We start from the raw sequence: 22477 nt of genomic DNA on the forward strand, positions 1-22477 counted from the left end.
GGAAGGGGCATAGCAAGTTTTTGCAGAAGCGTAGGGAGCGCAGCGGGGCAAAATAATTGCAGCCCGTGGTTCTGTCCGGTTTGCAGGGCAAAGGCCTTGTGCGCAAAGAAGCCTACCTGCTGACTTGACTTTTTGGATACTTTTGTGTCAAGACAAAAGTATCTGGCCCCGCGCGGCCAAGAGCTCGACGATGTAAGTCCATAGAACAAAGATCGTTACCTGCCTGTCGGGGATTGCTTCGTACCTCGCAATGACGTTGTGGAGATGTCATTGCACCTTCAGAGTTCGACGGATTTAAACACTCAGTATGACATCCATTCTTAAAATGAATTAGTTACCGGCAGGGTGATACTAAACGTAGATCCCAGTCCTTCGGTGCTGGTAACATTGATAGTCCCTTTATGCTTTTCAATAATCTGGCGCACTATGCTTAAGCCAAGCCCGGTTGATTTTTCGCCACGTAAACCTGTTCTGCCCGCTTTGGAAAAGCGATTGAATATCTCCGGCAGCATAGCGGCCGGAATCCCCATACCATAGTCCTGTACATCAATAGTGACTAAGTTTCCATGTTGAGACAAGCGGATATCAACGCGATCACGGTCTTTTGAAAATTTCACAGCGTTACTGATCAGGTTATCAATAACCCGGTGAAACTTTTCGTGGTTTATTTGTGCGCTAACTGAATTTACCGAACTAATGAACAGGACGTTTACATTGCTTCTTTGTTGTAGTTTCCAATCGCCCACAACGTTGTTAAGCCATTGATTAAGTTCAATGTTCCGGGTTTCAAAAACCGCAATATTTTCGTCACGTGCCGCCTCCAGCAAATCATCAATAATACTCCGGGCTTTTACACATGAAGCTTTCATCATATTAATATTGTCCTGTGTATCGTCGTCAACCTCATCAAGTTCCATCATCATGGCAATTGATTCAACAGCGGCTATGGGGTTGCGAAGGTCATGGGCTACCATACCTAACACCTGGTTTTTAAACTCGCTTGCCTTCTCTATTTCAGAGTTTTTTTCCCGGATCTCGATCAGCTGCAAGTAGTAGTTAGTTTTATAGGTAAAAAAAAACCTTGATATAAAATAAAAACCCGAAAGCAAAATAGCTGAGATCAACTGGTTATACAGCATATCAGTAGCCGGCGTTTGGCTGTAAAATAGCATGGAAGTAAAAAAAAGCTCAACGGCTATAAGCAGCAATACGGTTTCATAATATTCAAAAACGACTATTACGCTTATTAAACTTAACGCTACAAGATATAAAGTGAGAGCATTGCTTGGGTCAGATGTGGCGATAAAGCTCGAGTACATACCGCAAACAATAATATAAAGCGCAAACAAAAACACAAGCAGCGACATGCCTGTTGTAGATTTTTTATGCCTTTTAAAACCAACTATAAAAAGGTTGCTGGCTATCAAAAAAACGGGAGTAACAATAATAAAAATCCAGTTACTGAAATTAAATTCGGGAAAGTTTTGTGCTTTTGTTAAACTAACCGGGAATACCAGGTAAAGAATGCGGATAATTACATTTAGAACCAAAAAAATGGTACTCGCCCCCCTGATGGCTACCAGGTTTTGGTAAGTATAATGATCACGGTATTGCGATCGGTATTTTATCGGAAGGCTGTTGAAGAAAAAATGGGTATTCACCTCGTTTGATAGTATAGATTACAACAAAAATATGAAAATATTTCCTTTTGATGTAACAGAAATATGACAAAGTGCCATTTGATTTTGTAAACTAATGACATTTTTTCACTATAGGTTAAATGGCAGGTAAATTGATCAGCACTAAGCACTATGAATTTTAACAACTTTACCATAAAAGCTCAGGAAGCCGTACAAAAGGCATCTGAAATTGCTGTTGGTAACCAACAGCAAGCTATTGAGACCGCACATCTGCTTAAAGGCTTATTGCTGGTTGATGAAAACGTAATTACTTACTTATTAAAGAAACTAAACGTTAACCTGAACAGGTTGAATGATACCTTAGATGCGCAGATCGCGTCGTTCCCTAAAGTAAGCGGGAGCAATGTATACCTTTCGTCTGAAGCAAATTCGGCTTTGCAAAAAGCTTCCGGATATTTAAAAGAATTTAAAGATGAATTTGTATCGGTTGAGCATGTGCTGTTGGGCATTCTGGCAGCCGGCGGTGCGGTAAGCACTATGCTTAAGGACTCAGGTGTTAATGAAAAAGACCTGAAAAAAGCTATCATTGAATTACGCGGTGATAGCAAAGTAACAGATCAAAACGCCGAAGCTACTTACAATGCCCTTAACAAATATGCCCGTAATTTGAACGAATACGCAGGTTCGGGCAAACTGGACCCTGTTATCGGCCGCGACGATGAAATTCGCCGTGTTATCCAGATCCTGTCGCGCCGTACCAAAAACAATCCGATATTGGTTGGTGAGCCGGGTGTTGGTAAAACAGCCATTGCCGAAGGTATTGCTTTCAGAATCATTAAAGGCGATGTGCCCGAAAGTCTGAAAACCAAAGTGGTATACTCATTGGATATGGGCGCGCTGATTGCAGGCGCCAAATACAAAGGCGAGTTTGAAGAACGGTTGAAAGCCGTTATAAAAGAAGTTACCCAAAGTGACGGCGAGATCATCCTGTTTATTGATGAGATCCATACGTTGGTAGGTGCAGGCGGGGGAGAAGGTGCTATGGACGCGGCCAATATCTTAAAGCCGGCCTTGGCACGTGGCGAACTTCGCTCGATAGGCGCTACTACACTTAATGAGTACCAGAAATACCTTGAAAAAGATAAAGCTTTGGAACGCCGTTTCCAAAAAGTGATGGTTGAAGAACCTGATACAGCTGATGCCATATCTATTTTACGTGGCTTAAAAGAACGTTATGAAACCCACCACAAGGTGAGGATCAAAGACGAAGCGATCATCGCCTCTGTCGAAATGTCACAGCGTTATATTTCTGACAGGTTTTTACCTGATAAGGCTATCGACCTGATGGACGAAGCCGCTTCAAAACTCCGCTTGGAAATGGATTCGGTACCGGAAGTAGTTGATGAGCTTGAACGTCGTATCATGCAGCTTGAAATTGAGCGTGAAGCTATCAAACGTGAAAAAGACGACCGCAAGGTTGCCGAACTGAGCGAAGAAATAGCTAATCTGTCACAACAGCGAGATTCGTTACGTGCCAAATGGAAAGGTGAAAAAGACCTCGTTGACGGCATTAACACCAAGGTTGAGCTGATAGAAAATTATAAACTGGAAGCTGAACAAGCAGAGCGGGCAGGTGACTATGGCAAGGTAGCCGAATTACGCTACGGAACTATAGTTGAAGCCCAGGCCGAAGTTGAAAAGCTAAAAGCCGCCCTGCTTGAAAATCAAAGCGACAGCCGCATGCTGAAAGAGGAAGTTACAGCCGATGATATTGCCGGTGTAGTAAGCCGCTGGACAGGCATCCCGGTTAGTAAAATGATCCAGAGTGAGCGTGAAAAACTGCTTAACCTTGAAGACGAGCTGCACAAACGTGTTGCCGGACAGGAGGAGGCTATTGAAGCCATAAGCGATGCTATCCGCCGCAGCCGTGCAGGTTTGCAGGATAAACGCAGGCCAATTGGCTCGTTCATATTTTTAGGTACAACCGGCGTAGGTAAAACCGAGCTGGCAAAGGCCTTGGCCGAGTACCTGTTTAATGATGAAGCTGCCCTGGTGCGGATAGATATGAGTGAATACCAGGAACGCCATGCTGTGTCAAGGCTGATAGGAGCGCCTCCGGGCTATGTTGGGTATGATGAAGGCGGACAGTTAACCGAGGCCGTTAGACGCAAGCCTTACAGCGTGGTACTACTGGACGAGATTGAAAAAGCCCATCCCGATGTATTCAACATCCTGTTACAGGTTTTGGATGATGGTCGTTTAACCGATAATAAAGGCCGTGTGGTGAACTTCAAAAATACCATCATCATCATGACCTCCAACATTGGTTCAAACATTATCCAGGAAAATTTCCAGAACCTGGAGGACGAGAACCGCGATGAGCTAATAGCAAAAACCAAGAACGAGCTGTTTAACCTGTTAAGGGTAACTATCCGTCCGGAGTTTTTGAACAGGATAGATGAGATCATCATGTTTACCCCGCTTAACCGCGATGAGATCCATGATATTGTTAAACTACAATTTAAACAGGTTCAGCAAACTCTCGCCGAAATGGGTGTGACTATCGAAGCATCGGATGAGGCTTTGGATTGGCTTGCACAGTTAGGTTATGATCCGCAGTTTGGCGCACGTCCGTTAAAACGTGTGATCCAGAAGAAGCTCCTGAACGAGCTAAGTAAGCAGATCCTGGCCGGTACGGTGGATAAAGACAGCATCATTAAAATTGATATGTTTGATAACCAGTTCGTGTTTCTGAACGCAGCTAAAGAGGCCGTAGAACCGGCCAAATAAGTTTATAACGACAAAATTAATAATAAAAAAGGCTTCCCAATTTGAGAAGCCTTTTTTATTATTAACAACTGAAGAATCTACTAAAAAACTTCGGCTGTTTGTTTAGTTACCGATGCTAAGCTGACCCCCGTAAGCTGATCGGCAAAGGCTACGAAAGCCTTACTTTCCGATATACGTAATTGATTAGCGATCAGATTTTGTAAATTGATTTTTCCTATAACAAATTTGTAATTACCTGAATAGTAACGCTCATTGATATGTACAAAGTTCAGCGCCTCAACCAATTCTTCATCGTCATAACGCAGATAAACGGTTAATTCGATATTATTGGTGAAATTAAGATCTGTTTTTTCCTTAGCTTTTTTGTATTCGTACTGGTAATTATAACGCAATGCAGCAATATCTGATAGCACCGCCGAACCGGTAGGGTGGCCGCCCGCACCTTTTCCGAAAAAGAATTGCTGGTCGGCAAAGGCAGCTTGTACAGTTACGCCATTGTATTCGTACTCAACGTTGTATAAAAACTCTTTATCGTTTACAAATTTAGGCAATACAAACAGTGCAACATTACGGTCGTCGAGTTCTTTAGCTACGGGCACCAGTTTAATTTTCAGGTTTTTCTCGCGGGCATATTGCAAATCGGCAGCCGCAAGGTTCTGGATGCCCAGGTTAAATACCTCATCGGGCTGTACAACTACCCCGTAAGCATGTGCAGCAGCAATCACCAATTTATATTTGGCATCAAAGCCACCAACATCGCTGGTTGGGTCGGTTTCGGCAAAGCCGAGATCCTGGGCTTGTTTTAACGCGCTATCATAATCCAATCCTTCAATAAAACCTTTCGAAAGTATGTAGTTTGATGAGCCGTTAAAAATACCGCTTATTGAGTGCAGCAATTCATTGTCGTAATACTCCTCCAGATTACGGATAATAGGGATACTGCCGCAAACTGCACCTTCATACAATAAAGATGTACCATATTGATGCTGGATCTCGATCAATTCCTCGAGATGAAGGGCAATCATTTTTTTGCTGGCAGAAACAACGTTCTTTCCTGATTTTAAAGCCCTCGAAACAATTTCAAAAGCCGCTTCGGTATCATTAATGAGCTCAACAATGGTATTGATCTCAGGGTTATTAAGCAATTCCTCTTTGTCGGTAGTAAACAGGTGGGCTGGGAGGGAACGCTTTTTATTTGGATCCTTGATAGCAAATTTTACTATCTCGATATTTAAATGCTTTGTTTTGACGATATCATATAAACCCTGGCCTACAACCCCAAATCCGAAGAGGCCGATATTTAACTTTTTACTCATTACGCTGTACGTTGCAATTCTATAATTTTTCCTTTCACATCGGTTTTAAAAAACGATGTGAATATGTTTGTTAATGCTTCTGTTTCAATTAAAAACCCATCGTGCCCATAAAACGAATCCAGTTCGGCAAAGGCCGCTTTCGGGATATGCCTAAATAGGTATTGCTGTTCTTCTATTGGGAACAAAACATCCGAAGAGATGCCGATAACCAAAGTTTTTGCCTTGATGAGGCTTAACGCTTTTTCAACTCCATGACGGCCGCGGCCTACATTGTGCGAGTCCATCACTTTGGTTAAATACCAATAGCTATAGGCATTAAAACGGTTCACCAGCTTTTGCCCCTGGTAATTTTGATAAGTTGAGGCGCGAAAATCGTCCTGTACAGTATCACCTTCTTCCTGCTGGGTAATGCCATAAGTTTTGTAAGTACGATAGCTCAGCAACGCAATACTACGTGCTGCTTTTAAACCTTTCTGGCCGCCATCTGGCGCGTTGGCATAAAAAGTGCGGTCGGCAGTTATAGCTAAACGCTGAGACTCGTTAAAGGCAATACCCCATGGCGAGTGTTTGGCGTTAGTGGCTATCAGGATAAGGTTTTTGATCCGCTCGGGCTCAATAATTGCCCATTCCATAGCTTGCTGGCCCCCAAGAGAGCCGCCAATTAATATATGAATACTGTCAATCTGTAAATGATCGGCAAGTAGCTGATGCGCCTTAATCATATCCCTTGTGGTAAACTGGGGATAGGAGAGATAGTATGGCTGACCGGTAACCGGGTTAATGCTCAGCGGACTGGTAGTACCGTAAGGAGAGCCCAAAATATTGGCGCAAACTATAAAATGCTCTTCAGGATTAATGAAGTAACCTGTACCCACAAGACCTTTCCACCAGTCAAGTACATCGCTGTTGGCTGTAAGCGCATGGCAAACCCAAACAACGTTATTTTTTTCCTTATTTAACCTGCCGTATGTATGAAAGCCTATCTCTAAACCCTCAATCTGCCGGCCCGATTCAAATTCAAAAGTATCAGTGTATTTAAATATCTCTGCGTTCATTCTTTTGTTTGTTATTCCAGGCGCAGCCGGAATTTCCGGCTGCAACCTGTAATAACGTTTACTATATCACTTAAAAAAAACTATACATTGTTAAACTAACTCACCCGCACCTTGCTTAATTTTTGCAAAAGCCTGTTCAAAATCAGCTTTGATATCATCAATATGCTCAATGCCCACTGCAACACGCAATGATGCAGGTTTAACACCGGCTGATAATTGCTCTTCATCAGATAATTGCTGATGCGTTGTTGCCGATGGCTGTATGATCAGTGTTTTTGCATCGCCCACATTGGCTAAATGGCTCACCAGTTTCAGGTTGTTGATGACCTGGCTGGCCTGCGCTTTATCACCTTTGATCTCGAACGACAATACGCCGCCAAAACCATTTTTTAAATATTTTTTAGCAAGATCATGATATGATGATGATTCCAATCCGGGGTAATTCACRCTTGCCACTTGCGGATGCTGCTCAAGCCATTTGGCTAATTGCAGTGCATTATCAACATGGCGTTGTACACGTAATGAAAGGGTTTCCAGTCCCTGGATATTAAGCCACGCATTGAATGGCGATTGCGACGGGCCGAAATCCCGTAAACCTTCTACACGTGCCCGGATAATGAACTGGATATTGCCAAAGGGGCCGCCGATACCGAATACATCGTTAAATACCAATCCGTGATAACCTTCAGATGGCTCAGTGAATTGCGGAAACTTGCCATTGCCCCAGTTATAATTACCGGCATCAATAATAGCACCGCCAATACTGGTACCATGCCCGCCAATCCATTTGGTAGTTGATTCCACAACCACATTAGCACCATGCTCAATAGGGCGGAAGAGGTAACCGCCTGCTCCAAAAGTATTATCAACAATTAATGGCAGATCGTGCCTTTTGGCAACTTCGCTTACTTTTTCAAAATCGGCAATGGTAAAACCTGGGTTGCCGATAGTTTCCAGGAAAATAGCTTTTGTTTTATCGTCAATAAGTGCTTCGATATTGGCTGCGGTATCGTCTTTAGCAAAGCGTACATCGATACCCAAACGTTTAAAGGCTACTTTAAACTGATTATAAGTACCACCATACAGAAAAGGAGAAGTAACAAAATTATCGCCCACCTGCAGGATGTTATTTAAAGCAATAAATTGTGACGCCTGTCCCGATGCCGTTGCCAGCGCCGCTACGCCACCCTCTAAAGCTGCAATGCGTTTTTCAAACACATCGGTAGTAGGGTTCATGATGCGGGTATAAATATTGCCAAATTCTTTCAGCGCAAACAGGTTTGCACCATGTTCGGCACTGTTAAATACGTATGAAGTAGTTTGATAAAGCGGCACTGCACGTGAACCTGTTGTTGGATCAACTTCCTGGCCGGCATGTAATTGTAAGGTTTCAAATTTTAAGGCAGACATAGTTTGATTTTTTTAATGTGTTTAATTTAGATTTTTGAATGTTAGATGGATTTTGACAAGCCGGTTTGAATTAACCGGTTTAACAGCACGCGCATTTTCAATGAAATGAAAGCAGGGGCGTGCTAAGCATCAACAGCAGCAACACATACAAATACAGCTAATAGGGGAGCTAATATATTGTACGTTACCGTTTGAGGTGTAAAAAGTGTTGCGTTGCGTAAATTTAATTAAACTTTTCATGGTTAAAAATTTATATTCCCCGGTGTTATTTGCCGGGACAGGAATTGGCACCTTCTTCAACACTGAAGGGTTGCCAGCGGGTCATGGAGCCTGATCTCTCGCCGCTTCTTTATAAATCAAAACCCGAACTATGTGCGGAGGATTGATCGACTATGGTATCGCTACCAAATAATGTTCCAAATATAAGGCCTTATATGGTAATGTACCAAATTTTATTTCAAAAGGCTTGTAACTAATGCGAATGAAAACTTTTATACCTTAGCAGATATCTTTAATACCTATTCCTTATGCTGGAAAATACGCTTCAATAATCATTTATAATTATTGTAGTCCTATCCGTTTTTTTTACAAATGTTTTTTCTCAAACAAATGATTCAACATCTTTCAAAAAAATCATCGTAAATAATATTTGCCTCTGTCAAACCACAATTGCTGATTTAAAGAAATCTGACCCCGGTTTGAAAGCTACAATAGTTGAAGAAATGGATCTAACGGCAAATTGCGTTGGAGATGATTCAAGATATATAGCAGACGAGGGATATTCGACCCCCAAATATCCGGGAATGATATTTCAGCAAGATCAAAAATCTGATCTAATTAGCAAAATCAGGTTAACAAAAGAATTTGCGGGGAAATTGCCCGACGGGAAAATGATTGATCTTAGTAAATTGGTGCTTAAAGATCTGTTCAAACTATATCCTGCATTTAAAGAGCAATGGAATACCAGAGGTTGTTCCGATTATTGGAATTTTTCCAATGATACTATTTCATTTTATGTTAAGATAGATAGCACTAAAAAGCCATTATTCCCTATAGATGAAGCATATTACATGGAAAAACCCGTGGAAGGTGCAGATTTGATACTATCCTGTCATGGAGTGATGAAAGAAGACACCCATGAGTATGTAACTGGCGAAACTGAAAATAACGAACCAGTATATTTTATCGATAGTGTACGAGTAAGGGGGGATGATTTAAACAAACTTAACTCTAATGATGTTGCAACTGTTTCTGTTTACAAAGATGCAAGTGCAATAATAAAGTACGGCCGTGAAGCAAAATATGGATTGATCTATGTAGAAACCAAAAAATTTGATATCCATCGTTATCAAACGTATTTCAAATCAAAATCTTCGGGTTATGCTAAGCTTATTTCTAATCCGGCTAACATTTCTCAAATTCAATATATCCTCAATAAAAAAATACTTAAAACTAATTACGAAGGAAATTTAGCTGGGATAAATGACAAAATATTCAAGGAATTAATAATCATTGACAAGCATCAACTTATAAAAGAATACGGAATTACAAACAAAAATTATGGTGTAATAATTACCGCTAACATACTAGTAAACTCATTCAATAAAGACAAAGAAAAAGAAAAAAACACGCATTAAGCCAGTGCCTGCTCCATATCAGCAATTAAATCGTCAATATGCTCCAGCCCAACCGAAACCCTTAATAAATTTCTGGGAGTCTTAGTATCAGGCCCTTCAACTGTAGCACGGTGTTCTATTAAACTTTCTACGCCTCCAAGGCTGGTAGCTTTGATGAATAGCTTGAGCTTATTGATAATGTTATGCGTATCATTTTCATCTCCCTTAATAATAAAGGATAGCATACCGCCAAAAGCCAGCATCTGATCTTTAGCGATATCATGCTGAGGGTGCGATGGCAGACCGGGGTACATCACTTTTTCAACATTAGGATGTTGTTCGAGGTATTCGGCGAGCAGTTGAGCGTTCTGTACATGGCCTTTTACGCGGTACGGCAGCGTTTTAATACTACGCACCAGGTAATAACAATCCATAGGCGAGGGGATAGCACCGCCCATTTCCTGCACCTGCCTGATTTTTGCCCACCAATCGTTCTTTTCGGCAGTAATCAAAACGCCGCCCATCAAGTCGCTATGCCCGCCGAAATATTTGGTAGCCGAGTGCATCACCATATCAGCGCCTAATTCAAGCGGCCGCTGACAAACCGGGGTTGCAAAGGTATTATCGCATAAAACCTTAATACCTTTTGATTTGGTAATTGCTACTACCTTTTTTATATCTGTAATTTTCAATAACGGGTTTGAAGGGGTTTCTATCCAGATCAAACCTGTTTCTGGCTTAATATGTTGCTGCAAAACTTCAGTATCGTTTACATCGATAAAATCGAAAGTAAGGATCCCGGCAAACAGGGTTTTAAGCTGATTGCGCAAGCCATGATACATATCATCAGGGGCAATAATGTGCGTGCCTGGTTCAAGCGATTGAAAAACAGACATCCCTGCTGCATTACCCGAAGAAAAAGAAGCAGCCTCAATACCGCCTTCCAGTTTAGCCAGCACGTTCTCCAACGCATGCCTGTTAGGGTTTGCCGAGCGACTGTAAATATAACCTGCCGGAAAACCACCGTCCTCGCCACGCTCAAACGTGGTTGACATAATAATGGGTTGTATTACGGCCCTTGTTGCTTCATCAACATGGTTTCCGGCGTGTATAGCTATAGTTTCAGTTTTCATGGTTTTATGCTTATCGCCCAAAATAAACAAGAATATTTGTTATTAGCTGTAGCGTTTTTTTATTTTTAATCGAATAGGCTGTAAAACCTATCCACATGAAGAGAACCTTTATCCTGATCTTATTTGTTATCACCGGCTTATCAGCCTGCAAAAAAGATGCTAACGAAACTGCTTATGACAAAAGCTATAAAGTATGGCAAAGCTTCAAGACTGAAAGTAAAAACTCATATACCTATACTGTTAACGCCGGTTCAGTTTTTGGTTACGGCTCAGAAACAAAGATTTCTGTTCAAAATGGTGTATTAGTAGCCCGTGACTTTTTATCATATACATTAGTTTACGCACCAAATGGCGCCCCCGGCAAAACGATAAGGGAACAATGGCACGAAGACAAAGTGTCTTTAGGGCAGCATAATTCAGGTGCGTCATTACTTACCCTTGATCAGGTATACCAAAAAGCAAAAAGCGAATGGCTCGCGGCTGATAAGAAAAAAAATACCATTTATTTTGAAACCAATAATAACGGTATGATCTCTGATGCCAGTTATGTGCCTAATGGCTGCCAGGACGATTGCTCAACAGGGATTTCCATAAGTGAGATCAAGGCACTGTAACCTTAATGTAATTTACCGGATAATTTGGCCGATATGTGTCATAACGCATATTACTTTTATGCTTTTTTGTACATTTGGCCAAATTTATAATGATGCATAATTCAGATAATTTACAGGTATTGCTCCAGGATCCGAATTTATCTGCTGACTTAAAGCACATTGCCCAAAAGGTACTAAATAAACAACGCATCACTTTTGATGAAGGCGTTTTGCTTTACGAGCAGGGCGAGCTTGGATACCTTGGCACTTTAGCCAACTATATCCGCGAGGAGCGCCACGGCGATAAAACTTATTTTAATCGTAATTTTCATATCGAGCCAACCAATCTTTGCGTTTACGACTGCAAATTTTGTTCATACTCGCGCCTGCTGAAACAAAAATCAGAAGGATGGGAGTACACCATGGATGAGATGTTCGACATGGTTACCAAATATGACGGCGAGCCGGTTACCGAGGTCCACATTGTAGGCGGCGTATTGCCGCAATATGATGTACCTTTTTACCAGGAGCTTTTTGCCCGCATCCGTGCCCACCGCCCGGAATTGCATATTAAAGCCCTTACCCCGGTTGAATACCATTACATTTTCAAAAAAGCCAAAATTGATTACGCTACAGGCATGCGCCTGATGAAAGAGGCTGGTCTGGATTCGATCCCCGGCGGCGGTGCAGAGATTTTCGATCCTGAAATAAGGGACCAAATCTCGAAAGATAAATGTACTGCCGATCAATGGCTGGCTATTCACGAAGAATGGCATAAGCTTGGCTCCCGTTCAAATGCAACCATGCTTTACGGTCATATTGAAGAATATAAACACCGTATCGACCATATGGATCGCCTGCGCCAACTACAGGACAAAACCGGTGGTTTCCAAACATTCATCCCGCTTAAATTCCGTAACAAGGATAACCAGATGTCGCATGTACCCGAGGTTTCTGTGATTGAAGATTTGCGTAACTATGCTGTGGCCCGTATTTACCTCGATAATTTTGACCACATCAAAGCTTATTGGGCAATGATCAGCCGTACAACGGCGCAGCTTTCGCTTAATTTCGGCGTTGATGATATTGATGGCACATTGGATGACACGACAAAAATTTATTCGATGGCGGGTGCCGAAGAACAGCATCCGGGCATGAGCACCAAACAACTGGTTGAATTAATTAAACATGTAGGCCGTCAACCCATCGAACGTGATACATTATATAATGTGGTAACAGATTATACCAACGTTGAATTTGGCGATGAGCCAAAACCCCAGTATTACAAGTTACCGGTAATTAACTAAGTTTTTTTAAGCTAAAAGCCAAAGGCTGAAAGCTTAAAGCAAAAACAAAATTATTCAAAAAGTAAGAAAGCTTTCGCCTTCGGCTTTTAGCTTTCAGCTCAAAAAAATGGTACAAAAAACCTTATATATAGTACGTCACGGCCAAACTGAGTATAACAAACTTGGTATTATACAAGGCCGCGGGGTGGATACCGATTTAAATGACGAAGGGCGTAAACAGGCCTGCCAGTTTTTTGAGGCTTATAAAACCGTTCCGTTCAATAAAATTTATATATCGGCATTAAAGCGTACGCAACAAAGTATTCAGCCTTTTATCGATCTCGGGATACCTTATGAAAAGCTTTCGGGTTTAGATGAGCTGGCCTGGGGCATTCATGAAGGCCAGGCACCAACTACGAATAATAAGGCAGCTTTCCTGCAGATCATGCGTGACTGGCTGGATGGCAAACTCGACAGTAAGTTTGAAGGTGGTGAAAGTCCTGTTGAGGTTGAGGTGCGCCAGCGTGAGGCCATGGAAGTGATCATGAGTCACCCCGAAGAAAAAAACGTGCTTATTTGCATGCACGGCCGTGCTTTACGCCTGTTGCTTTGCATCCTTACCGGCAAACCCTTATCTGAAATGGATACCTTTCCACATCAAAATCTGGTACTATATAAGGTAACCTACAACGGCGAAAAGTTTGAGATCATCGACTTTAACGACGCCGAACATCTAAAAAATTCCGAAGAAAAGAAATAGCGCATTTGTGAACAAGATCAGAATATCAGCAGTAAGCTACACTAACACCAAACCCTTTTTATACGGCATCCAGCATACCGACATCATTAATAAAATAGACCTGAGCCTTGATATCCCGGCAGATTGCGCCCAAAAGCTCATTGACGATGTGGTTGATATCGGCCTCATCCCGGTTGCAGCTGCGCTAAGCTTGCCGCAATGGGAAATTGTTTCTGATTACTGCATCGGCGCTATCGGAGCCGTTAATTCAGTTTTCATTTTTAGCAATTGCGATATCAAGGATGTAACCACTATCCAGTTGGATCCACAGTCGCGCTCATCTAATAACCTGGCCCGTGTACTCCTTAAAAATCATTGGCAGGTGAACCCGGATCAGGTGACCAATGCGCCAGATTACGCCCAATCAACAGATGAACATACCGCCTTTGTACAAATAGGCGACCGCACTTTTGGCAAAAAGCAACAATATAAATACGTTTACGATCTTGCCGAAGAATGGCAAAAGATGACAGGTCTGCCGTTCACCTTTGCTGCCTGGATTGCCAACAAACCTATCCCGCAGGACTTTATGGACGAGTTTAATGAGTCGTTAAAATATGGCCTTGACCACCGCGAAGATCTGTTCAAGGAATTAACCATGCGTGATGATTTTGACCTGATTGATTATTTAATGGTGAAGATAGATTATGACTTAACAGCGGATAAGAAGAAGGCCTTGTATATGTTTCATGATTATATAAAGGCGTTGTAAACTTTCGTCTGCTTCTTCAAAAGCGTTATTGCGAGGTACAAAGTAATCCCCAATTAACAGGTTCGCCCTGTATAGGCGATTGCCTCCTGCCTCGCAATGAGGGGAGAAGAGAAATCCCCGTTCAGACAAAACAATTCCCCTCTCAATTCAATTGCTTATCTTAAACACAAAAACGTTTATCTATGAGCAATAACCACCAACTATTAAAAGGACAAGCGGCATTAATAACCGGTGCCGATAGCGGCATTGGCAAAGGCGTAGCATTGGCAATGGCCGCTGCCGGAGCCAAACTGCTTATTAACTATGCCCATAATAAAACTGCTGCCGACGATGTTGTAAGCCAGATCAGGGCATCGGGCGGTGAAGCATTTGCATTCCAGGCAGATGTGAGCCACGAGGATGAGGTAAAAGCCATGTTTGCCGAAATATTTAAGCAATATGGTACCGTTGATATTTTGGTAAATAACGCAGGGCTGCAAAAAGACTCCAAATTTGTTGATATGACACTTGACGACTGGAACAAAGTGATCAGCATTAACCTTACCGGCCAGTTTCTTTGCGCCAGGGAAGCCGCTAAAGAATTTATAAAAAGGGGAGTTGTTGAAGAAAGAAGCAAGGCCGCAGGCAAGATCATTTGCATGAGCAGTGTGCATGAAGTAATTCCATGGGCAGGCCATGTTAACTATGCGGCCAGCAAAGGCGGCATCATGATGTTTATGAAAAGCATAGCCCAGGAACTTGCCCCACATAAAATTAGGGTAAACGGAATAGGGCCAGGTGCTGTACAAACACCTATTAATAAAGAAGCCTGGGATACCCCCGAAGCGCTGGATAAACTATTGACGCTCATTCCTTACAACCGGATAGGGCAGCCTGATGATATCGGTAATCTGGCGGTTTGGCTAGCCTCAGACCAGTCGGATTATATTACCGGGGTTACAATTTTTGCAGATGGGGGCATGACTTTATATCCGGGCTTCGCTGATAATGGCTAAATGACATTTTCATGACAACATAAATCGGTTTAGCAAAGGAAAAACGCCATTAATTGGCGTTTTTTCTTTTAGATATTGTAAAATATACACTAAGGTCATTAACAAAATTTAAATTTTGAGGCTACAAAAGGCTATAATTATTAAATATTCATAAAAGTTTCGTAAAATTTGACATATTACTAAGTATACCTTACTTTTGTTATGGATTTAAAATTTAAACGAACATGAAAAAGATATTTTTAACAATAGCAACCGCAGCATTATTTACCGTTAACGCTTTCGCCGATGGTGGCAAAAAATCTGACGGTGGCACTAACGTTTCTTACATTGCTTTACACGGCTTTACTGCTGATTTCGCTGAAGCTACTAACGTTAACTGGACTGTAACTAAAAACGTTCAAAAAGCTGCTTTCACTGTTGATGGCGTTCAAAAAACTGCTTTCTACAACTTGCAAGGTGAATTTTTAGGTGTAACTCAACGTGTTGACAACAAAGCTATCCCTGCGAAAGCCCTTAAACAAATCAGCAACGAATACAAAGGTTACGAAGTAGGCGAAGTTATCGTTTACCAGGCTAACACTTCAATCAATGACGCTATCGAGCCAACTTCATACTTTGTTGACTTGAAAAACGACAAACACGAAGTTTTAGTAAGGATCACTCAACAAGCTAACATCGAGTTTTTCCAACAAGTGAAATAATTCCGAAAATTATAACAATGGAAAGCCGTCCCGAATATCGGAACGGCTTTTTTTATGGCTAAAAATCACGCTCTTATAGCAAAAAAACGCCATTTCATAAAACAAAAACGCTGTTTTTAGCTTTTAAATATTAATTAATATTTATTAGTATGTCGAAAACAATAATTGTATCAAACCGCTTACCTGTTAAAATTTCCAAAACTGATGGTGCTTATCACTCATCACCAAGCGAGGGAGGCTTAGCAACCGGTTTAGGTTCAATATATAAACAGGGCGATAATGTGTGGATAGGGTGGCCCGGGGTAGAAATAGCTGAGCAGGAAGATAAAGACCATATAACAAATGAATTAAAAGATCTGAGCCTGATCCCCGTTTTTTTAGATCAGGAAGAGATCAACCAATATTACGAAGGTTTTAGCAACGAAGTTTTATGGCCGGTTTTTCATTACTACGCTTCAACCTATGCAGCGTATAAACAATCAAACTGGGATTATTATAAAGCAGTAAATAAAAAATTCAGGGATATCATCCTGAGCATTGCCGAACCTGGTGATGTGATCTGGATCCATGACTACCAGCTGCTATTGCTGCCTCAATTGATTAGACAGGAGTTGCCGGATGTTTCCATTGGATTTTTCCTGCATATTCCTTTCCCGTCAAATGAAATGTTCAGGCTGATTCCATGGCGTTCGGAACTGCTGGAAGGGATGCTTGGTGCTGATCTGATTGGCTTCCATACCTTTGATGATGTACGCCACTTTTTGGGAGCAGCAACACGATTGCTCCCTGTATCATCCAGTGCTAACATCATAAGCAACGGGGAGCGTTCTGTTGTAATTGAATCCTTCCCGATGGGAATTGATGAAAAAAGATATTCGTCATTACCGCTGCAAGATGAAGTAAAGGAGCAGATCGGCTTAATTAAAGAGAATTTTCAAAACAAAAAACTCATCCTTTCTATAGACAGGCTCGATTATAGCAAGGGGATTCTGCAAAGGCTTGAAGCCTTTGAACTCCTGCTTGAGCAATGCCCCGAATGTATTGAGCATATCACGCTTTATATGATCGTGGTTCCGTCACGGGATACAGTACCACAATATGCTCATCTTCGTGATGAAATAGATAAAAAAGTAGGTAAGATCAACGCATTGTACCGTACTATGGACTGGAGCCCGATCCATTATTATTACCGGTCTTTCCCAATCGAAACACTTTCGGCGCTGTATTATTCGGCCGATGTTTGCCTGGTTACACCAATGCGCGATGGTATGAACCTGGTAAGTAAAGAGTATGTTGCCAGCAGAATAAACAACGATGGCGTGTTGATTATGAGTGAGATGGCAGGCTCATCTAAAGAGCTTATAGATGCCATTATTGTGAACCCTAATAATACTGGCGAAGTTTGCCGAGCCATTTCACAGGCCATCAATATGCCGCTTGAGGAACAACGCAGGCGCATGATCCCGATGAGACAGCTTGTCGCGAAATTCAACACATCGCACTGGGTTAAAATTTTCATGGACAGGCTGAAAGAAGTAAAACTGATGCAGCGCTCCCTGCAGGCCAGGCACGTAAGCAACACTACCGAGCAAAGCATCATTAACCGCTATATCAAAACCAAAAAGCGGATCATCTTTTTGGATTATGATGGCACATTGGTAAATTTTAAATCAAACATCGATCAGGCCAGTCCCGATAAGGAATTATATAACATCATTAATAAACTTGCCGAAGATCCTGCAAATCAACTGGTTTTGATTAGCGGCCGCAAGCACGAAAACCTCGATGATTGGTTTAAAAACAACGATATCTATCTCATTGCCGAACACGGTTCATGGTTTAAGCAACCGGGCACTTCATGGCATAAAATTGGCGGGCTCAGTGACCAGTGGAAACATGATATTTACCCAATATTGGAAACTTATGTGGACCGTACCCCTGGTTCATTCATTGAAGAAAAAACATACTCATTGGTTTGGCATTACCGTAAGGCCCAGGCTGGCTTGGGCGAATTAAGGGCCAATGAGCTCATGAACAACTTAAAGTATCTTGCCAGCGATAAAGGGTTACAACTGTTGCCAGGGGATAAGGTACTGGAAGTGAAGAATATGGATATTAATAAAGGTAAAGCTGCTTTAACACTTACTGAAGGCCGTGACTATGATTTTGTAATAGCTTTTGGCGACGATTACACCGACGAGGATATATTTAAGGCCCTGCCCGAAAGTGCTATAACCATTAAAGTCGGCAGCAATCTTTCTGCAGCTAAATTTTACTTACGGAATCCCGGCGAAGTAAGGAAGTTGCTTACCAGTTTTGCGAAGTATACACCGGTAGAAGAAATTGTAGACAAATAGGAGGAAGTAGCGGTTGCAGCTTTTTAGCTGAAATGTAAATCATTAAATAATTAATTGTGCCCGTGGTTTAGCCATGGGCATTTTTTATATTCGGGAGCACTTATTCTGCAATTCAATTATGAAAAGAATCAACCTGCTTATTATTTACTTAACCTTAACCAGTTTAGTAGTTCACGCTCAAAAAAATCCGACCTATAAAGTTTACTCAGTAAAATTTGCCGAATCTGGCTACCCCTTCAAAGTCGGCGATTGGGCGCTGAACGGCCCTAAGAATGTGCCGGTAAAAATTGACTTTATGGTATGGTTCATTAAAGGTGAAAATGGCAAAAATATATTGGTTGACGCAGGATTTTTAGGTGATAGTGAAGATGCTAAGGAATTTAAGTTAAAAAGCTATCAACGCCCGGATTCGGCGCTTTTAAAGCTTGGTGTAAAGCCCGGTGATATAACCGATATTATTGTAAGTCACCCGCATTGGGATCATATCGATGGCTTAAGTCTTTTCCCGAAAGCAAAAGTTTGGATGCAAAAGCTGGATTATGAGTTTTTTGTAGGATCAGCCTGGCAAAAGCCTGGTGAGGCTGGCGGCTACGCTAAACGGGATGTTATTAATATGGTAAATTTAAATTTGGCTGGCAGGCTTAAATTGGTTGATGGTGATGATAAAGAGATTATTAAAGGCATAAAAGTTTATACCGGTTCAAAGCATACCTTTAATTCGCAATATGTGTTGGTGCAAGCCGGAAAAAACAGGGTGGTAATAGCATCTGATAACATCTGGACCTATTACAGCCTTCAGCATCTGGTGCCGCCTTCACAAGGTGGCACGCTTGACCCGGCCGGTTATGTCAAGGCTATGAGGCGTATGAAAATGCTTGCCAGGGATGTTAAGTTTATCATCCCTGGACATGATGGCAGGCAGTTAGAGATCTTTCCGAAGGTTGCAGACGGCGTGGTTGAGATAAGGTGACACTTATTTGAAGAGGAATTACTTAATCCAGACTTACGAAGTTTTAAAAGCTTCGTAAGTCTTATCCGCCATTAATTTATGCCAAAGGAGCAAATCCTACAAAAATATCGGCCCGTCAATTTCATAGCAATCCTGTAGGCCACATTCATTAACCTCACATGATTGTAAGCCTCCCGTCGTTGTTGGTGTTGTAGCCAACAATTCTGTGCTCAAATTTTCCTGGTGTATTTGTTAAGGTAATTATTGAACAAGTTTCTGGTGACAACACCAACAACGGCGCAAAATGTTTACATTTATTTCATGTTTCGCGTTACCTAAATCAATGAACTTTAATTTGTTACGTTAACGCAGTGGATTAGATAAAGGTCTTTTACCAAGCGGCGTCATAACGACTTTATATTGGAAAACCTTAATTTTTGTCAGCAGCATAAAACTGAAAGCACTTCTTCTTTAGTTATTCATTTATACTAAAACAAATTTTATGAACCGTAATCACTTTCTGAAATCTTGTTTAGCAGCTGGCTCTTTTCTCTCAATGCCTTTTGCTGTCATGGCCGCATCCTTTGGTAAGAAAAGAGTTGATAAGGGCTTGAAGGTTGACGCCGGAAAAGACCGCTCAGGTAAACCTATTACTTTATTTGAAGGAGATACTTTTTACACAAAGGTATCTACGGCTGACACCGATGGTGATGTATATGTATTTGAGTCAACAAGGGTAAAAGAAGGTGGGCCTTCATTTCATGTACATTACGAACAGGATGAATTTTGGTATATACTCAAAGGAGAGTTTTTATTTAAAGTTGGTGAAGAAACCTTTACTGCGAAATCAGGTGACTCGGTTTTTGGCCCAAGGAATGTTCCTCACGCGTTCGCAAAAGTTGGCCAGGGAGAAGCCAGGCTATTGATGTTTTTTCAGCCAGCTGGTAAAATGGAAGAAATGTTCAAAAAAATCAGCGAGGGTGCTACCAGGAATCTAACGACAGACGAAGAAAAGGAAAAATTCTTTCATGAGTATGGGATAAAAAGAGTAGGGCCGCCACTTACTTATTCTAAATGGTAAAGTTTGGATTGAATGCACAGCATTCAGTTTGTCAAAATGACGAGGCGACAAAGAATATGAAGTTTGCTATAGTCAGACAGCCGTGTAGCGATTTATGAGGATACGGATGGGGAATATTATTGTTATTCCCCGTGCCCGTGTCCTCACTGTCATCTTATAAAAATATCGGCCTATCCAATTTCATGGCAATCCGATATGCGGCATTCATTAACCCCACATGGCTGTAAGCCTGCGGGAAATTGCCCCATTGACTGCCATCTTCCTCATCAACATCTTCGCTAAACAGCAACAGATGGTTTGAATATTGCAACAGGTTTCCAAACTCACGCTGGGCATCATCCAACCGGCCAACAGTTGCCAGTGCTTCTACATACCAAAAGGCGCAGATCAGGAAAGTGGTTTTGGGTTTACCAAAATCATCGGCATATAAATACCTGTAAAATAATCCATTGGGCGTTCTTAACTCTTTTTCAAGTGCAGCTAAATGATCCCTGGCCCTTTCTGAATTTGGATCAAGATAGTTCATCATAATGAGCTGCAAAGTACTGGCATCAAGGTTACTACTCCCGGCCGAATTGGTGTAAACCTTGCGTACCGGGTCATAACAACTTTCAATATGCGCGGCCGCGCGTTCTTTAAGTGAAATGGCCTTATCAATCAGCTCCTGGTTTTGGATGGTGCGCGCCATTTTTTCGGCAGCTGAGGCGCCTGCCCATTGAAACAAGTTGCTGTAACAATGGATATTGGCCATATTCCTGAACTCCCAGATACCAGCATCTTTTTCATCGATTGTATGTTCAATCTTGCTCAATAAAAACTCTATCCAGTGAACAGAGTCTTTGCGTTCCGAAAAAACAAATCGATGATCGGTATACAATGGGAGCAGGGAGATTAGTACCTGGCCGTAAATGTCATTCTGAATATGCTCTGATGCCTGGTTACCAACGCGTACCGGCTGATTACCCATGTAGCCCTTTAAATCGGTTAATATAGTCTCTACCAAATCCTTTTTACCGGTAATGCCGTAAAGCGGCTGGTAGCGCTCCATTTCGGAGAATGTAATATCAGTAACATAACCAAAATACTTTTCCATTTCTTCAAAATGGCCGATGTGGTTAAGTGCGGTTATTACATAATGCGTATCGCGCAGCCAGCAATAGCGATAATCCCAGTTACGGCCGCTTCCCGGCGATTCAGGCAGGCTCGTGGTACTTGCGGCTATAATGGCGCCGGTATCTTCATACTGGTGTATTTTAAGGGCTAAAGCGGATCGGATTACAAAAGGCTGAAAATAAGTAGCAATTGATGAGTGTTTGATCCAGGTACGCCAGTATTGCGCGGTTTCGGCCAAAAAACGATCAGATGTACTAATGAGAGGGGCTTCAAGCGGCTCACCATAGGTCATGGCCAGATATTTGGTTTCATTGAGTACAAATGGCTGTTCGTCAAAAATGTAGCTTATCGGAATATTGGTGGTAAGGCGAATGCTTTCTTCCCCGCCCTGGTACTGGATATGATTACTGCCGCGATTTACACTTAATTTAACAGCGCCATATTCAGACACCGGTTCGCATTTAACAATGATCCTCGGCGAACCTTCAATGGCCTCAATTTTCCTGATCAGCATCAATGGTTTATAGTATCGTTGGTGCTGATAAAACCTTGGTGCAAAATCTGTTATGCGATATTTACCACCACTGGCAGGGCTTATTTCAGTAATTAAAATATTGGTATTTTCCTGGTAATGTTGTTCTGAAGTGTATTCACCCTCCGGGCGGATAGAAAACTCACCGCCTTTTTCGTTATCAAGCATTCCCCCGAAAATAAAAGTGCTGTCAAACCTCGGCCAGCAAAGCCAGTCGACATTAGTATTTTTATTAATATGCGCCAAAAAGGCGCAATTGCCAATTATCCCGGTATCATACGTGTGTTTGCTCATAGATAGCTGTTATTGATTTCAAACTTCAACAACACAGTCTTTGTAATGTTGGCGTAAATAATATGATTATTTAAAGTTTGTTTGCATTTGTCGGGCAATGTATAG

17 protein-coding genes and 1 riboswitch are annotated in these 22477 nt (G+C 41.8%); of the genes, 11 read left to right on the forward strand and 6 right to left on the reverse strand.

Features of this window, described 5'->3' with window-relative positions:
• Positions 1-320 precede the first annotated feature (320 nt).
• Positions 321-1661: a sensor histidine kinase gene (locus AC1DUD_RS29915; protein WP_477381414.1), complete on the reverse strand. Its 1341-nt coding sequence runs from the start codon at positions 1659-1661 to the stop codon at positions 321-323.
• 150 nt (positions 1662-1811) lie between these two features.
• Between AC1DUD_RS29915 and clpB the strand changes: the two genes are divergently transcribed.
• The gene (gene clpB, locus AC1DUD_RS29920) at positions 1812-4430 is read left to right on the forward strand and encodes an ATP-dependent chaperone ClpB (protein WP_477381416.1); all 2619 of its coding nucleotides are present in this window, start codon (positions 1812-1814) and stop codon (positions 4428-4430) included.
• Between the two features lie 80 nt (positions 4431-4510).
• Here clpB and AC1DUD_RS29925 read toward each other — a convergent pair whose 3' ends face one another.
• From AC1DUD_RS29925 to AC1DUD_RS29935, 3 genes are all read right to left on the reverse strand, one after another.
• Positions 4511-5746, reverse strand: a complete 1236-nt coding sequence (locus AC1DUD_RS29925; protein ID WP_477381418.1) for a homoserine dehydrogenase — start codon at positions 5744-5746, stop codon at positions 4511-4513.
• Positions 5746-6801 carry a homoserine O-acetyltransferase family protein gene (locus tag AC1DUD_RS29930; protein WP_477381420.1) on the reverse strand — a complete coding sequence of 352 codons (1056 nt, stop codon included), beginning with the start codon at positions 6799-6801 and terminating at the stop codon, positions 5746-5748. Before AC1DUD_RS29930 ends, AC1DUD_RS29925 begins: the two co-directional genes overlap by 1 nt.
• 90 nt (positions 6802-6891) lie before the next feature.
• The gene (locus AC1DUD_RS29935; protein WP_477381422.1) at positions 6892-8211 is read right to left on the reverse strand and encodes an O-acetylhomoserine aminocarboxypropyltransferase/cysteine synthase family protein; all 1320 of its coding nucleotides are present in this window, start codon (positions 8209-8211) and stop codon (positions 6892-6894) included.
• A 247-nt stretch (positions 8212-8458) separates the two neighbouring features.
• A riboswitch (SAM riboswitch) is annotated at positions 8459-8569 on the reverse strand.
• 340 nt (positions 8570-8909) lie between these two features.
• On the opposite strand from AC1DUD_RS29935, the gene AC1DUD_RS29940 reads away from it, so the two are divergent.
• Positions 8910-9848: a hypothetical protein gene (locus AC1DUD_RS29940; RefSeq protein ID WP_477381424.1), complete on the forward strand. Its 939-nt coding sequence runs from the start codon at positions 8910-8912 to the stop codon at positions 9846-9848.
• Here AC1DUD_RS29940 and AC1DUD_RS29945 read toward each other — a convergent pair.
• Positions 9845-10960 carry a trans-sulfuration enzyme family protein gene (locus AC1DUD_RS29945; protein WP_477381426.1) on the reverse strand — a complete coding sequence of 372 codons (1116 nt, stop codon included), beginning with the start codon at positions 10958-10960 and terminating at the stop codon, positions 9845-9847. The genes AC1DUD_RS29940 and AC1DUD_RS29945 overlap by 4 nt on opposite strands.
• 95 nt (positions 10961-11055) lie before the next feature.
• Between AC1DUD_RS29945 and AC1DUD_RS29950 the strand changes: the two genes are divergently transcribed.
• The 9 genes from AC1DUD_RS29950 (at position 11056) to AC1DUD_RS29990 (ending at position 20433) form a co-directional block, all read left to right on the forward strand.
• A complete protein-coding gene (locus AC1DUD_RS29950; protein WP_477381428.1) occupies positions 11056-11574 on the forward strand; it encodes a hypothetical protein in 519 nt (172 codons plus the stop codon).
• 92 nt (positions 11575-11666) lie between these two features.
• Positions 11667-12860, forward strand: coding sequence for an aminofutalosine synthase MqnE (gene mqnE, locus AC1DUD_RS29955; protein ID WP_477381518.1), 1194 nt, complete (start codon positions 11667-11669; stop codon positions 12858-12860).
• Positions 12861-12966: 106 nt separating this feature from the next.
• A complete protein-coding gene (locus AC1DUD_RS29960; protein WP_477381430.1) occupies positions 12967-13599 on the forward strand; it encodes a histidine phosphatase family protein in 633 nt (210 codons plus the stop codon).
• 7 nt (positions 13600-13606) lie between these two features.
• Positions 13607-14350, forward strand: a complete 744-nt coding sequence (locus AC1DUD_RS29965) for a menaquinone biosynthetic enzyme MqnA/MqnD family protein (RefSeq protein ID WP_477381432.1) — start codon at positions 13607-13609, stop codon at positions 14348-14350.
• Between the two features lie 182 nt (positions 14351-14532).
• Positions 14533-15345 carry an SDR family oxidoreductase gene (locus AC1DUD_RS29970; RefSeq protein ID WP_477381434.1) on the forward strand — a complete coding sequence of 271 codons (813 nt, stop codon included), beginning with the start codon at positions 14533-14535 and terminating at the stop codon, positions 15343-15345.
• A gap of 224 nt (positions 15346-15569) precedes the next feature.
• A complete protein-coding gene (locus tag AC1DUD_RS29975) occupies positions 15570-16046 on the forward strand; it encodes a hypothetical protein (protein ID WP_477381436.1) in 477 nt (158 codons plus the stop codon).
• Positions 16047-16195: 149 nt separating this feature from the next.
• A complete protein-coding gene (locus AC1DUD_RS29980) occupies positions 16196-18403 on the forward strand; it encodes a bifunctional alpha,alpha-trehalose-phosphate synthase (UDP-forming)/trehalose-phosphatase (RefSeq protein WP_477381438.1) in 2208 nt (735 codons plus the stop codon).
• 118 nt (positions 18404-18521) lie between these two features.
• The gene (locus AC1DUD_RS29985) at positions 18522-19373 is read left to right on the forward strand and encodes an N-acyl homoserine lactonase family protein (RefSeq protein WP_477381440.1); all 852 of its coding nucleotides are present in this window, start codon (positions 18522-18524) and stop codon (positions 19371-19373) included.
• A 481-nt stretch (positions 19374-19854) separates the two neighbouring features.
• On the forward strand, positions 19855-20433 hold the full coding sequence (locus AC1DUD_RS29990; protein ID WP_477381442.1) for a cupin domain-containing protein: 579 nt from the start codon (positions 19855-19857) through the stop codon (positions 20431-20433).
• A gap of 154 nt (positions 20434-20587) precedes the next feature.
• Here AC1DUD_RS29990 and AC1DUD_RS29995 read toward each other — a convergent pair whose 3' ends face one another.
• The gene (locus AC1DUD_RS29995) at positions 20588-22372 is read right to left on the reverse strand and encodes a glycoside hydrolase family 15 protein (RefSeq protein ID WP_477381445.1); all 1785 of its coding nucleotides are present in this window, start codon (positions 22370-22372) and stop codon (positions 20588-20590) included.
• Between the last annotated feature and the right edge of the window lie 105 nt (positions 22373-22477).

Source organism: Mucilaginibacter sp. P4_A11, assembly GCF_056402535.1.